Below are 13,567 nucleotides of genomic sequence, written 5' to 3'. Positions count from 1 at the left end.
TGGCGGTCGGGCCGAGTTGGCGGCCCGGCTTTGCGCGTCATCTCTGAACCGTGTCCGTCCGTTCCTCAAGAACGACGCCCGACTGCGTCAGATCGTCGATCTGCTGTTCCGAAAAACCCGCCTCCTTGAGCAGGACACGGCTATGCTGTGCGAACCGGGGCGGGGCGGCGCGGACTTCGCCTGGTGTCCGCGACAGACGTGCCGGAACGCCAGTGCCCTTGTAGCTGCCGACCGACACCACCATGCCGCGATGGCGGGTATGCGGGTGGTCAAGCGCGTCGATCACGTTGCGCACCACGCCTGCCGGGACACCTGCGCGCAGCAGCGCGGGTTCAAGCGCCCGGGCGTCGCTCTCCGCAAGGCGCGCAGACAGGATTTCCGTGATTTCGGCGCGGTGGGCCAGCCGGGCAGCGTTGTCGGCAAAGCGGGGGTCTTGCGGGACGTCGGACAGGCCTAGCACCTCGCAGAGCTTGGCGAACTGGCCGTTGTTGCCAACGGCGAGGTATAACTTGCCGGTTCGGGTTTCGAACATGTCATAGGGCACGATGTTGGGGTGCCCGTTGCCGGTGGCAACCGGGACCTTTCCCGACATGAGGCTGTTTGCAGCTTGCGGGTGCATCATGCTGATGGCGCAGTCGTAAAGTGGCACTTCGATTGCTTGGCCCAGCCCAGAGCGGAACCGTTCGATGATAGCCGCCAGCACCGCATTGCAGGCGATGAGTCCTGTGCCGATATCCACGATGGGCGTGCCCATCCGCGTCGGGCCATTGGCCGGGTTTCCGTTGATGCTCATCAGGCCGGTCATCGCCTGCACCACGGCGTCATAGCCGGGGAAGCCGCCCAACGGGCCATCGGCACCAAAGCCGGTGACGTGACAAAGGATCAGGCGGGGAAAACGGTTCTTGAGCACCGCATCATAGCCGAGACCCCATTTTTCCAAAGCACCGGACTTGAAGTTGTGGACCAGGACGTCGGCGCCTTCGAGCAGGCGCAGGATCACGTCGCGCCCCTCGGGCTTGCCGATGTCGATGGCGATGGAGCGCTTGTTGCGGTTGGCGCCGGAAAAATAGGCGGAAAGCCCGTCGTTGAAGGGCGGGCCCCAGCCGCGCGTCTCGTCCCCTTGCGGAGGCTCGACCTTGATGATCTCGGCGCCATGGTCGGCCAGCGTCTGGGTGCAATAGGGGCCGCCCAGCACGCGGCTGAGGTCAAGGACGCGGATTCCGTCAAGCGCGCCGGGCATCACAACACCTCGCGGTAAAGGGAGGCCACGTCGTCGGCCGTCATGTCGCGCGGGTTGGTGGCCAGCAGCCGGCTGATACCGGTCACGACCTCGTTTGCCATGCCGGGAATGGCGGCCTCGGTCACACCAACCTCGGACAGGCGGGCCTTGAGGCCGCTGGCCTTCAGCATCCGCTCCATTTCCTCGATCAGGGCAAGGGCCGCCGCCGCGTCGGAGTTGAAATGGCGGGCAGGCAAAAGGAGACGCGACAGGCGGGCGTATTCCGCCTCGGCGACGGGCAGGTTGAAGCGCAGGACCGGGCCTGCCACCAGCGCGTTGGCATGGCCGTGCGGAACGTGGAAACCGGTGCCAAGGGGATAGGACAGCGCGTGGATCGCGCCGACGCTGGCGTTGATGAAGGCCATCCCGGCCAGAGTGGCGCCCAGCAACATCGCTTCGCGCGCCTCAAGGTCCGTCGGGGTATCCAGCACGCGGGGCAGGTTCTGGCCCAGAAGGACCAGCGCCTTGTCGGCCAGACCGTCGGAAATAGGGTTCTTGCGGGTGCGGCTGGTTGCGGCCTCGATCGCATGCACCATCGCATCCAGTGCGGTGGCCGCAGTGATCGAACGTGGCATCCCGAGCGTGAGCTTGGCATCCAGAAGGGCGATGTCGGGCAGAAGCTGCGGCGCATAGACCGCCTTCTTCTCGTGGCTCTCCGATGTCAGCACCGAAACCCAGGTCACCTCGGACCCGGTTCCGGCGGTGGTCGGCACCTGGATCAGTGGCAGGCGCTGGCCCCTCACGCGGTCCACGCCGATCATGTCGGCAATCGGCTGGCCGCTGGCCACGGCGACCGCCACGACCTTTGCGGTATCGAGCGAACTGCCGCCGCCCAGACCGATGACGCCGTCGGCGCCGAAGCTAGTCGCGGCCTCAACTGCGGCCTCGACAACCGCGATGGGTGGGTCGGCCTGCACTTTATCAAAGATCTCGGCAGCGATGCCTGCGCCGTTGAGTGCCGCGACCGCCTCACCGGCAAAACCGCAGGCGACGATGCCGGGGTCGGTGATCACGAAGGCGCGGGTGACTGACAGACCTTTGGTCAGGCTGCCAAGCTGGGCGAGGCCGCCGCTCTGGCAGACGATGCTGGGGGTGGCGAGAAAGTTGAAATCCATCATGGGCTCCGGTTCGGTCAGGCGGCAGCAGCATCGCGGATCATGTTCCGCGCGATCAGAACCTGCTGGATCTGGGTGGTGCCTTCGTAGATGCGGAAAAGGCGCACATCGCGGTAGAAGCGTTCGACGGCATATTCGGCCATGTAGCCTGCGCCGCCGTGGATCTGCACCGCCCGGTCGGCCACCCGGCCCACCATTTCCGAGGCATACATCTTGCAGCAGGCGGCATCGGTGGACACGTTCGCCCCGGCGTCCTTGCGCCGGGCTGTTTCCTCGATCATGCAGCGGGCGGCGAAGGCTTCGGTGCGGCTGTCTGCCAGCATGGCCTGAATCAGTTGCTTTTCGGCAATCGGTTCGCCGAACTGGCGGCGCTCCATCGCATAGGCCAGCGCATCGCGGATCAGCCGTTCGGCTGCCCCGACGCAGACTGCCGAGATATGCAGACGCCCCCGGTCCAGCACCTTCATCGCGGTCTTGAAGCCTTGGTTTTCCCGCGCCGGGCCACCAATGATGTTGGCGGCGGGGACGCGGACATCTTCAAGGATCACGTCGCAGGTGTGCGAGCCCTTCTGACCCATCTTCTTGTCGGGCTGGCCCAGCGACAGGCCTTGCGTTCCGGCCTCGACGATGAAGGCGCTGACGCCGGACGATCCCTTTGTCTCGGGATTGGTGCGGGCAAAAACGGTGAAGACATCGGCGCGCGACGCGTTGGTGATATAGCGCTTGGTCCCGTTCAGCACGAAATGGTCACCATCGCGGCGGGCGGTGGTGCGCAAGCTGCCTGCGTCCGACCCAGCATCCGGTTCGGTCAGCGCAAAGGAGGCGATCATTTCGCCGGAAGCCAGCGCGGGCAGGTATTTCGCCTTCTGTTCGGCGGTGCCGTCGATGATGATGCCCTGCGACCCGATGCCGTTGTTGGTGCCGACCAGTGAGCGGAACACCGGCGAGGTCTGACCCAGCACGAAGGCGGCCTGCACCTCTTCGGACATGGAAAGGCCAAGGCCGCCGTATTCCTCTGGGATCGACATGCCGAAAAGGCCCATTTCCCGGATCTCCTGCACCAGCGCGGGCGGGATCGCGTCTTCTTCGGCGACCAGCGCCTCGTTCGGGATCAGGCGTTCCTTGACGAAGCGGTCGAGCGCGTCGAGGAACTGGGCGAGTGTATCGGAGTCTAGGGCCATGGTATTCTCTGGGGTCAGGGGGCTACGGCCGCCACGTGGCGGACAACGTTGATAAGGCGGGGCGCGACATCACTTTCGATCCAGTCGCGCGTCAGGGTCTGCGAGGGGCCGCCACAGTTGAAGGCGACGATGGGCGAGCCGTCGCGTGGGATGAAGGGCACCGCCACCGCGTTCACGTCGCGCTTCCATTCGGTATAGGAGGTGCAGTAGCCACGGGTCTGGTAATCCTCGATCGCCTTTTCGATACCGGGCTGGACGTTTGGCCAGTTCTCGCCTTCGTGCTCGCGCACCTCGTCGATCATCCGGGCGCGCTCGTCCTCGGGGTGGGCGGCGATACAGGCCCGGCCGACTGCGGTGGTGGCCAGCTTGATATGCGCGCCGACTTCGATCGCGAGCGTCACCGCATTGGTGCCCTTGCAGCGTTCCAGATAGACCATCGACAGGCGGTCGCGGCTGGCCATTGCCACCGGCATCCCGGTGTAATCGGCGAGTTCCTGCATGTAAGGCTTGGCCAGTTGCCGCAGGGGCATCCCAGCAAGGCAGGAAAAGCCCAGTGACAGCACCGGGGGCGCCAACACGTAGCGCGCGGTGTCTGGGTTGTAGCTGAGATACCCCAGTTTGTGCAGCGTGTAGGTCAGCCGTGAGACGGTGGATTTGCTGAGCGCCGCGCGTTCGGCAAGATCGCGGTTGCCCAGCGCCTCGCCCTCACGCCGGAAGGCGCGCAGAAGTTCCAGGCCGCGCGCCAAGGCCACCACGAAGTCGCGGTCCTGTTCGTCATCCTCGGGTTTCTCCTTCCTTGGCCTCACGGTGTCCCTCCTCAAGGACAGATGCTGCGTATTGAATGATCTCTAAAGCAAAGATATGGTCCACGTCAATACTGCGGAATATTTTTCCGCATAGCGGAATAAAGAAGCTGCCCGCCTTATCCCGCTTGCATCAATGGAACAGCGGGTGGCGCTGCCAAGCGAGGACGTGAACATCATGAATAATCTGGATTACCCGCAAATCCGCCACCTCATCGGCAAGGATTGGCTGGCGAGTGCAACTACCGGCGATCGGGCGGTCATCAACCCGGCCAACGGGGTCGAGATTGGCCGAATTCCCCAGGCCACGGCCGAGGATCTGGAGCGTGCGGTGCGCCACGCCGAATCGGCCTTTGCCACTTGGAAGGACCGTTCGCCCACCGATCGTGGCGCGATCCTGCGCCGGTTCGCCGATCTTCTGCGGCAAAACGATGCGATGATCGCCCGCTGGATCACGCTGGATGAAGGCAAGCCGCTAGCCGAAGCGCTGGTCGAGGTGCGCGCGTCCGCCGACCACGTCGACTGGCACGCCGAGGAATGTCGCCGCATCTATGGCCGCATCGTGCCTTCGCGCAATCCGACGGTGCAGCAGTTGGTCGTGCGCGAGCCGGTGGGTGTCTGCCTTGCCATCACCCCTTGGAACTTTCCGCTGAGCCAGGCTGTGCGAAAGGTCGCCGCCGCGCTGGCGTCGGGCTGCACGATGATCCTGAAAGGCCCGGCCGAAGCCCCGGCAGGCTGCCTTGCCATCGCGCGCTTCCTGCAGGAGGCGGGTCTGCCCGAGGGTTGCCTGAACCTCGTCTGGGGCAACTCGGCCTTCATCTCGGAAACGCTTATCGCGCATCCGGTCTTGCGCAAGATCACCTTCACCGGGTCGGTCGAGGTGGGCAAGCATCTAGCCGCGCTGGCCGGGCGGCACATGAAGCGGGCCACGATGGAACTGGGCGGCCACGCGCCGGTGCTGGTCTTCGATGACGCGGATGCCGGAGCGGCAGCGCGGGCTCTGGCGGGCAACAAGCTGCGCAATGCCGGGCAGGTCTGCGTCTCGCCCACCCGATTCTTTGTGCAGGCGGGCATTCACGAGCGGTTCCTTGCGGAGCTGGTCTCGGCGTTTCAGGCCGTGAAGGTCGGTGACGGCCTGGCCGAGGGCACGCAGATGGGACCGCTTTGCCATGCGGGCCGGGTGACGGCGATGGAAAGGCTTGTGGCCGATGCGCGCGACAACGGCGCCGAGGTGCTGACCGGGGGCACCCGGATCGGCAACAGCGGCAGTTTCTACGCGCCCACGATCGTCAACACGCCCGACGACAGCATCGCCCTGATGCGCGACGAGCCCTTCGGTCCGGTCGCGGTCGTGTCGCCCTTCCGCGAGATCGAGGACGGGTTGGCACGCGCCAATGGCCTGCCCTTCGGCCTTGCTTCCTACATCTTCACCAATTCGTTGGAACGGGCCGACCGTGCAGCAGCAGGCTTGCAAGCGGGGATGGTCAGCATCAACCACTTCGGCCTCGCCCTGCCGGAAACGCCGTTCGGCGGCGTACGCGACAGTGGCTATGGCAGCGAAGGCGGGACCGAGACGTTTGACGGCTACCTGTCCACCAAGTTCATCTCGCGCAATTCCGCGCCGGTCCAGTGAGGTCTAACATGTCCGTTGATCTGAACCTGAGTGGTGGCGCGGCCATCCTGACCTTCGACAATGCGCCCTTGAACCTGCTCAGTGCCGAGGTTCGGGCGGGACTGATGCGTGGGATGGACGCGGCGATGGCACAGGGCGCGACCCGCCTGATCGTCACCGGCGCGGGCAACACCTTTGTCGCGGGTGCGGATGCGAGGGAGTTCGGCCTGCCGCCGATCGAACCGCACCTGAACGATGTGCTGCTGCATCTTGCGGGGCTGGCGATCCCGACGATCGCCGCGATCAACGGGGCGGCATTGGGCGGCGGGCTGGAGATCGCGCTAGCCTGCCGATACCGCATCGCCGCGCCCGGCGCGCAGCTTGGCCTGCCCGAGGTGGTTCTGGGCATTGTTCCGGGCGCAGGCGGGACGCAAAGGCTGCCGCGCCTGATCGGCGTCAAGGCGGCGCTGGACATGATCGTGACCGGCAAGGCCATCGCGGCAGGCAAGGCGCTGTCGCTGGGGCTGGTCGACAAGCTTGCGGACAACCCGCTGGCAGTCGCGCTGGCCATTGACGACGCTCTACTTGCCGCAGCGCGAGGGCCGGACGAGCAACCCGCGCCCCAAGTGGATGAGGACGCCGTGGCCGCTATGCTGGCTCATGCGAAGCGGCGCCTGACCGGCCAGATTGCGCCGCCAATCGCCGTGGGTCTGGTCGCGGCCAGTGCCACGCTGCCGCTGGCCGAAGGGCTGGCGCGAGAACGGGCGGCGTTTTTGGACCTGCGCGCCTCGGCTCAGGCGCGCGCGCTCAGGCATGTGTTCTTTACCGAACGGGCGGCTGGCAACCGTGGGCGCGACTATCCCAGACCGGCGCGCGATATAGCGACGGCCATTGTCGTCGGCGGCGGCAACATGGGGGCCTCCATCGCCTACGCCTTCGCAACCGGAGGCATCGCGGTGACGATTGTCGAGCGTGACGCGACGGCGGCGGGGCGGGCCGAGGACAATCTTCGCAAGCTGGTTGATCAGGGGGTCGCCCGTGGCACGCTGTCTGCAATCGACGGCGAAGCCGTTCACGGCCGCCTGACCACCGTAGCCGGATACGACAACCTGCCACCCGCCGATCTGGCCATCGAGGCGGCATTCGAGGATTTTGACGTCAAGCGCGCGATCTTTGCCGAGCTTGAGGCCGCCCTGCCGCCAGAAACCATCCTGGCCACCAACACCTCATACCTTGACGTGAACCGCCTCGCCGATGACCTAAAGAACCCGACGAGGTTCCTCGGGCTGCATTTCTTCAGCCCGGCCCATGTCATGAAGCTCTTGGAGATCGTGAAGGGCGAGCGCACCTCGCCCGAAACACTTGGCGCGGGTTTCGCGCTGGCACGGCGGTTAGGCAAGGTTCCGGTCCTGTCGGGTGTGTGCGACGGCTTCATCGGCAACCGCATCCTGACGCGCTACCGGCAGGAGGCGAACCTCTTGCTGGTCGAGGGCGCCTTGCCGGCCGAGATCGATGCCGCGATGCAGGGCTTCGGCATGGCGATGGGGCCTTATGAGGCGCAGGACATGTCCGGCCTGGACATCGCTTACGCCAACATCCGGCGGCAGAACGCTGGCGCCACCCCGCGTCACGTCCCGCTGGTGGAACGGCTGGTCGAGGATCACAAGCGCCTTGGCCGTAAGACCGGCGCGGGGTGGTATGATTACGGCGCAGAGGGCAAGCCCGTGGTGTCGGCACTGGTGACGGAGGAGATCCACCGGGTCTCGGCCGAAGCGGGCAAGACGCGGCGCAGCTTTACCGCAGAGGGGATCGTCGAGCGGATCACCCTGGCGATGATCGCCGAGGCCTGTGCCATCCTTGACGAAGGCATCGCCGAACGGCCGCAGGACATCGACCTGGCGCTGGTGCATGGCTACGGCTTTCCGCGCTGGCGCGGCGGGTTGATGCATCATGCCGACAGCCTTGGGGCGAAAGACCTGCTGGCGCGCTATGCGGCGCTGGCCACGGCCGATCCGCAGGGATGGGCGGTGCCGCCGCTGCTGGCGCGTCTGGCCGCAAAGGGGCTGACCCTGGACAGCCTGAACGCCGCCAAGGCCAACGCCTGATCCCCGCGCCCCAGCCCGGACCGCCCCCGCGCCGCACTGGGGGCGCGAAACAGCAAGAAGATGCTACGCGGCAAGCAAGCACGTTCAATACGCGGTACCGCCAATGGCTGTAGCGTCTCGTGATCAGGGATATTCCGTGCCCCCCTGTGCCGATGGAGGATCGGACGGAGGCGAGGAAAGGCAGGAACACCACCATTGGAGGATAAAATGGCAATCAGCAAGGAAGCCGATACACTGCGTGCGCTCTATCAGAGCTGGACCGACCAAATGGTCGCGAACCCCGGCCTGACCATCGCCAACCTGCGCAGCATGTTCGACGAATGGGGCCAGCCCGCGCTGGAACCGGAGAACGTCACCTACAAGAGCGACCATGTCGGCGGGGTCGAGGCGATCTGGGCCCTGCCCGTGGGCGCCGACGCCAAGCGCGTGATCGTTTATACTCATGGCGGCGGGTTTGCTGTTGGTTCGGCCGACAGCCACCGAAAGATGGCGGGCCATCTTGCTAAAGTGCTGGGCGTGACCGCCTGCATTCTGCACTATCGCCGTGCGCCGGAACACCCCTTCCCCGCCCAGATCGAGGATGCCGTGGCCGCTTACAAAGCGCTGCTGGCCCAAGGGTTCGAGGCGAGGAACATTCTGACTGCAGGCGACAGCGCGGGTGGCAACCTCGCCATCGCTTCGGTGCTGAAGTTCCGCGACCTTGGCCTGCCCCTTCCGGGTGCGGTCATCGCCTATTCGCCCTGGCTTGACATGGCGCTGCGCGGCAAGACGTTGGAAACCAACGCCGCCACCGATGCGCTGGTCGGCAAGCCGATCCTTGAAGCGATGGCCGGCATGTTCCTCGGCGGCGCGACCGATCCGCTGAACCCGCTGGCCAACCCGCTGGAAAACGATTTCACCGGCTTCCCGCCGCTCTACATCACTTGCGGCGGGGCCGAGACGCTGCAAAGCGATTCCGAGTCGCTGGCCGCCAAGGCCAAGTCGCAGGGCGTGAACGTCGCACTCTCGGTGGTGCCGGGGATGCAGCACGTCTTCCCGGCCCTGTCGGGCCGCGCCCCCGAGGCCGATCAGGAACTGGCACGCATCGCCGCTTGGTATCGCGCCCTCTGATCCGACTGCCCCGCGCCGCCAGCTGGCGCGGGGCAGCAACAAATATCATCACAGTCAACCGGCCTTTCACCCGCTTTTCGCGGGGCGGCAGTGCCATGCTCTGGGAGGAGTATCATGACCAAATCTGTTGAAACCACAAAGACCAAGGGCGCCGATTTCGATGCTGTCGTCATCGGTGCGGGCTTCGGCGGTCTCTATTCCGTCTACAAATTGCGCAATGAACAGGGCCTGAACGTCAAGGCCTTCGACAGTGCAGGCGATGTGGGTGGCACCTGGTACTGGAACCGCTATCCCGGCGCGCTGTCGGATACCGAAAGCTTCGTCTACCGCTATTCCTTCAGCGGCGAGCTTTTGCAAAAGGGTCGCTGGAAGACCCGCTATCTTACCCAGCCCGAAATCCGCGCCTACATGAACGAGGTTGCAGACACCTACGACCTGCGCCGCAGCTTCCAGTTCAACACTCGTGTCACCGCGACCCATTTCAATGACGAAACCGGGCTGTGGCATGTGACAACCGACAAGGGCGAGACGGTCACCGCGAAATACTTGATCACGGCGCTTGGCCTGCTGTCCGCGACGAACACGCCGAAATACAAGGGCATTGACAGCTTCAAGGGCCAGATGCTGCACACCGGCTACTGGCCCGAGGGTGTCGAACTCAAGGGCAAGCGCGTCGGCGTGATCGGCACCGGCTCGACCGGGGTTCAGGTCATCACCGCGACCGCTCCGATTGCCGGGCATCTTACGGTATTCCAGCGCTCGCCCCAATATGTCGTGCCGATCGGCAACACGCCCCAGGACGAGGCGACGATCGCCCAGCAAAAGGCCAACTACGACGACATCTGGAAACAAGTGAAATCCTCGGTCGTGGCCTTCGGCTTCGAGGAAAGCACCGTGCCTGCGGAAACCGCTTCGCCTGAAGAACGCGAACGCGTGTTCGAGGCCGCATGGCAGCGCGGCGGCGGCTTCTACTTCATGTTTGGAACGTTCTGCGACATTGCGACCAGCCAGATCGCAAATGACGCGGCTGCCGACTTCATCAAGAAGAAAATCAAGGAAATCGTGAAGGATCCCGCAACCGCAAAGGCGCTGACGCCGCGCGACATCTATGCCAAGCGCCCCTTGTGCGGGAACAACTACTATGAGGTCTACAATCGGCCCAACGTCACCCTCGCCGATGTAAAGGCCGACCCGATCGCCGAGTTCACCGCGACCGGTATCCGGCTGGAAAGTGGCGCGGAGCATGAGCTGGATGTGGTGATCTTCGCCACTGGCTTTGACGCGGTGGACGGCAACTACGTCAAGATGGACATGCGCGGCCGCGGCGGCGTCACCATGCGCGACAAGTGGAAGGACGGCCCCCTGGGCTATCTGGGCATGATGGAGACGGATTTCCCGAACCTCTTCATGATCCTTGGCCCGAATGGCCCCTTCACCAACCTGCCGCCGAGCATCGAAACGCAGGTCGAGTGGATCGCCGACACCATCGAGATGATGGAGGGCAAGGGCCTGAAGGCCATCGAGCCGACCGAGGCCGCCCGGGACGAATGGGTCACGCTCTGCCGGACAATTGCGGACATGACCCTATTCCCGAAAGCCGAAAGTTGGATCTTCGGTGCGAACATCCCCGGCAAGAAGAACGCGGTGATGTTCTACATGGCGGGCATCGGCAATTACCGCAACGCGATCAACGCGGTGAAGGATGGTGGTTACCAGACCATGATCTTCGACCGCGAGATGGCAAGCGCCTGAAGCTACGGAACGCGCGGCGGGCCGGGCAGGATTGTGCCCGGCCCGCCATGCGCCAAGAAAACCACACAGCAATAAGGGAGAGAGTCTGTGGGACGTGTATCGGGAAAAGTCGCCCTCGTGACGGGCGCAGCAATGGGGATGGGCAAATCCCACTCCGAACTTCTGGCGCGGGAAGGCGCGCATGTCTTCGTCACCGACCGCGACGTGGCGGCGGGTGAGGCGGTTGCCAAGGGCATTGTGGCAGCAGGTGGCAAGGCCGACTTCATCAAGCATGACGTGGCAAGCGAAGCCGACTGGGCCAACGCCATTGCCACTGTGCGTGCCAAGGCCGGGCGGCTGGACATCCTTGTCAACAACGCGGGCGTGCTGATCTTGAAGCCCCTGCACGAAACAACGCCCGAGGAATTCGACCTGACGATGAACGTCAACGTGAAGGGCGTCTATCTGGGCATCCGCGCGGCCGTGCCGCTGATGAAGGAAGCGGACAAGGCCTCGATCGTGAACATTTCGTCGATCTACGGCATCGTCGGTGCGGCAATGGCCGGGGCCTATATCGGTTCCAAGGGTGCTGTGAGGATGCTGACCAAATCCTGTGCCGTCGATCTGGCAGATACCGGGATCCGGGTGAACTCGATCCACCCCGGCGTCATTGACACGCCGATGACCAAGGATCTGCTGCACGCCGATCCGGCCACGCGGCAGGCGATCCTGGGCTGCACGCTCCTCAAGCGTCCGAGCAAGCCCGAGGAAGTGTCGAACGCGGTGCTGTTCCTTGCTTCGGACGAAGCCTCGTTCGTCCATGGCGCCGAGATCGTCGTGGACGGTGGCTACACCGCAAACTGACGCACATGACTGCCCTGTCCGCCCAGCACGACCGGGCGGACAGGGGATGTGAGAAAGGAAGCTCTCCCATGAAGGTTCTGGTGCCTGTCAAACGGGTGATCGACTACAACGTGAAGGTCCGCGTGAAGGCGGATGGCACGGGTGTCGATCTGGCCAATGTGAAGATGTCGATGAACCCCTTTGACGAGATTGCCGTGGAAGAGGCGATCCGTCTGAAGGAGAAGGGCATCGCGACCGAGGTCGTGGTCGTCTCCATCGGCGTCAAGCAGGCCCAGGAAACGCTGCGGACCGCGCTTGCGATGGGGGCCGACCGCGCCATCCTGATCGAGGCGACGGACAACCTGCATGTGGACATCGAGCCCTTGGCCGTGGCCAAGCTGCTGGCGGCCGTGGTGAAGGAAGAAAAGCCGGGCCTCGTCCTTTGCGGCAAGCAGGCGATCGACAACGACATGAACGCCACCGGCCAGATGCTATCGGCGCTTCTCGGCTGGAGCCAGGCGACCTTCGCCTCGGAAGTGTCGATCAACGGCGACCAAGCCAAGGTCACCCGCGAGGTGGACGGCGGTCTGCAGACGATCACAGTCAAGATGCCGACGATCATCACCGTCGACCTGCGCCTGAACGAGCCGCGCTATGCCTCGCTGCCGAACATAATGAAGGCCAAGGCCAAGCCGCTGGCGACCAAGACGCCTGCCGACTACGGCGTGGACGTGAGCCCGCGGCTGTCGGTCGTCAAGACCGTGGAACCGGCGGGCCGCAAGGCGGGCGTTAAGGTCGGCTCGGTGGCCGAGCTGATCGCAAAACTCAAAGACGAAGCAGGGGTGATCTGAGATGGCCGTTCTTCTTCTTGCCGACGTTGCTGACGGGAAACTCGCGACCGACCAGGTGGCGAAGGCGTTGACCGCGGTGAAATCGCTGGGTCCAGTGACCGTGCTGGTCGCGGATCCCGATGCAGCGGCCGCTGCGGCCGAGACCGCGACGCTGGAAGGCGTGGCGAAGGTACTACTGGCCGAGGACGGGGCCTACGCGCATGGCCTGGCCGAGCCCACCGCCGCGCTGGTCGTGTCGCTGGCCGGTGACTACGAGCACATCGTCGCCGCCTCGGGCGCATTGTCCAAGTCGGTCCTGCCCCGCGTGGCAGCCCTGCTGGACGTCATGGTGATCTCGGAAGTGCTGGCGGTGCATGACGCTGCGACCTTCGACCGGCCAATCTATGCCGGGAACGCGATCCACACGGTCAAGACCTCGGATACGAAGAAGGTGCTGACCATCCGCACCGCGACTTTCGATGCGGCGGGCAAGGGCGGTAACGCCCCGGTCGAGAAGGTCTCGGCCTCGGTCGACAGCGGGCTGTCCGCCTGGGTCGAGGATAAGGTCGCGTCCCCCGACCGTCCCGAGCTGACGTCGGCCGGGATCGTGGTCTCGGGCGGACGTGGCGTGGGCTCGCAGACCGAGTTCGCGCTGATTGAGAAGCTCGCGGACAAGCTGAACGCCGCTGTCGGTGCCTCGCGCGCCGCGGTGGACTCGGGCTTTGCGCCGAACGACTGGCAAGTCGGGCAGACCGGCAAGGTCGTGGCTCCGGACCTTTACGTCGCCGTCGGCATCTCGGGTGCGATCCAGCACCTCGCCGGGATGAAGGATTCGAAGGTCATCGTCGCGATCAACAAGGACGAAGAGGCCCCAATCTTCCAGGTCGCCGACTATGGATTGGTCGCAGACCTGTTTACCGCCGTGCCGGAAATGATCGAGAAGCTGTAAGTTGCCACA

At 64.7% G+C, this 13,567-nt stretch carries 11 protein-coding genes; 7 read left to right on the top strand and 4 right to left on the bottom strand.

From position 1 onward, the window contains the following. Nucleotides 1–37 precede the first annotated feature (37 nt). From GU927_RS17830 to GU927_RS17815, 4 genes are read right to left on the bottom strand one after another with little or no spacing between them, the layout of a single operon-like run. A complete protein-coding gene (locus GU927_RS17830) occupies nucleotides 38–1,240 on the bottom strand; it encodes a CaiB/BaiF CoA transferase family protein (protein ID WP_161763809.1) in 1,203 nt (400 codons plus the stop codon). Further along, on the bottom strand, nucleotides 1,240–2,394 hold the full coding sequence (locus tag GU927_RS17825) for an iron-containing alcohol dehydrogenase (protein ID WP_161763808.1): 1,155 nt from the start codon (nucleotides 2,392–2,394) through the stop codon (nucleotides 1,240–1,242). Before GU927_RS17825 ends, GU927_RS17830 begins: the two co-directional genes overlap by 1 nt. Before the next feature lie 17 nt (nucleotides 2,395–2,411). Beyond that, the gene (locus tag GU927_RS17820) at nucleotides 2,412–3,575 is read right to left on the bottom strand and encodes an acyl-CoA dehydrogenase family protein (RefSeq protein ID WP_161763807.1); all 1,164 of its coding nucleotides are present in this window, start codon (nucleotides 3,573–3,575) and stop codon (nucleotides 2,412–2,414) included. A 14-nt stretch (nucleotides 3,576–3,589) separates the two neighbouring features. Further along, nucleotides 3,590–4,381: an IclR family transcriptional regulator gene (locus GU927_RS17815; protein WP_161763806.1), complete on the bottom strand. Its 792-nt coding sequence runs from the start codon at nucleotides 4,379–4,381 to the stop codon at nucleotides 3,590–3,592. Nucleotides 4,382–4,514: 133 nt separating this feature from the next. On the opposite strand from GU927_RS17815, the gene GU927_RS17810 reads away from it, so the two are divergent. The 7 genes from GU927_RS17810 to GU927_RS17780 all read left to right on the top strand — a co-directional run bounded on the left by GU927_RS17810 (nucleotide 4,515) and on the right by GU927_RS17780 (nucleotide 13,558). Next, nucleotides 4,515–6,011, top strand: coding sequence for an NAD-dependent succinate-semialdehyde dehydrogenase (locus GU927_RS17810; RefSeq protein ID WP_232489265.1), 1,497 nt, complete (start codon nucleotides 4,515–4,517; stop codon nucleotides 6,009–6,011). A gap of 8 nt (nucleotides 6,012–6,019) precedes the next feature. Beyond that, a complete protein-coding gene (locus tag GU927_RS17805) occupies nucleotides 6,020–8,095 on the top strand; it encodes a 3-hydroxyacyl-CoA dehydrogenase NAD-binding domain-containing protein (RefSeq protein WP_161763805.1) in 2,076 nt (691 codons plus the stop codon). A 207-nt stretch (nucleotides 8,096–8,302) separates the two neighbouring features. Further along, entirely contained in the window at nucleotides 8,303–9,205 is a 903-nt protein-coding gene (locus GU927_RS17800) for an alpha/beta hydrolase (RefSeq protein WP_161763804.1), read from the top strand. Nucleotides 9,206–9,319: 114 nt separating this feature from the next. Then, a complete protein-coding gene (locus GU927_RS17795) occupies nucleotides 9,320–10,957 on the top strand; it encodes a flavin-containing monooxygenase (protein WP_161763803.1) in 1,638 nt (545 codons plus the stop codon). An 87-nt stretch (nucleotides 10,958–11,044) separates the two neighbouring features. Beyond that, complete coding sequence (locus tag GU927_RS17790; RefSeq protein WP_161763802.1) at nucleotides 11,045–11,800, top strand: SDR family NAD(P)-dependent oxidoreductase; 756 nt, start codon at nucleotides 11,045–11,047, stop codon at nucleotides 11,798–11,800. Between the two features lie 68 nt (nucleotides 11,801–11,868). Continuing rightward, a complete protein-coding gene (locus GU927_RS17785; protein WP_161763801.1) occupies nucleotides 11,869–12,630 on the top strand; it encodes an electron transfer flavoprotein subunit beta/FixA family protein in 762 nt (253 codons plus the stop codon). 1 nt (nucleotide 12,631) lies between these two features. Continuing rightward, nucleotides 12,632–13,558, top strand: a complete 927-nt coding sequence (locus tag GU927_RS17780; protein ID WP_161763800.1) for an electron transfer flavoprotein subunit alpha/FixB family protein — start codon at nucleotides 12,632–12,634, stop codon at nucleotides 13,556–13,558. Nucleotides 13,559–13,567: the final 9 nt, after the last annotated feature.

The organism is Paragemmobacter amnigenus, from assembly GCF_009908265.2.
GTDB lineage: Bacteria > Pseudomonadota > Alphaproteobacteria > Rhodobacterales > Rhodobacteraceae > Paragemmobacter > Paragemmobacter amnigenus.
Note: the sequence above shows the minus strand (reverse complement) of the source record. Positions and strands in the feature narration are given on the sequence as shown.

Bases quoted from the DNA above. Each gene is read 5' to 3' on its own strand.
- GU927_RS17830 (WP_161763809.1), bottom strand. From the start codon at position 1,240: ATGCCCGGCGCGCTTGACGGAATCCGCGTCCTTGACCTCAGCCGCGTG.
- GU927_RS17825 (WP_161763808.1), bottom strand. From the start codon at position 2,394: ATGGATTTCAACTTTCTCGCCACCCCCAGCATCGTCTGCCAGAGCGGC.
- GU927_RS17820 (WP_161763807.1), bottom strand. From the start codon at position 3,575: ATGGCCCTAGACTCCGATACACTCGCCCAGTTCCTCGACGCGCTCGAC.
- GU927_RS17810 (WP_232489265.1), top strand. From the start codon at position 4,515: ATGGAACAGCGGGTGGCGCTGCCAAGCGAGGACGTGAACATCATGAAT.
- GU927_RS17805 (WP_161763805.1), top strand. From the start codon at position 6,020: ATGTCCGTTGATCTGAACCTGAGTGGTGGCGCGGCCATCCTGACCTTC.
- GU927_RS17800 (WP_161763804.1), top strand. From the start codon at position 8,303: ATGGCAATCAGCAAGGAAGCCGATACACTGCGTGCGCTCTATCAGAGC.
- GU927_RS17795 (WP_161763803.1), top strand. From the start codon at position 9,320: ATGACCAAATCTGTTGAAACCACAAAGACCAAGGGCGCCGATTTCGAT.
- GU927_RS17785 (WP_161763801.1), top strand. From the start codon at position 11,869: ATGAAGGTTCTGGTGCCTGTCAAACGGGTGATCGACTACAACGTGAAG.
- GU927_RS17780 (WP_161763800.1), top strand. From the start codon at position 12,632: ATGGCCGTTCTTCTTCTTGCCGACGTTGCTGACGGGAAACTCGCGACC.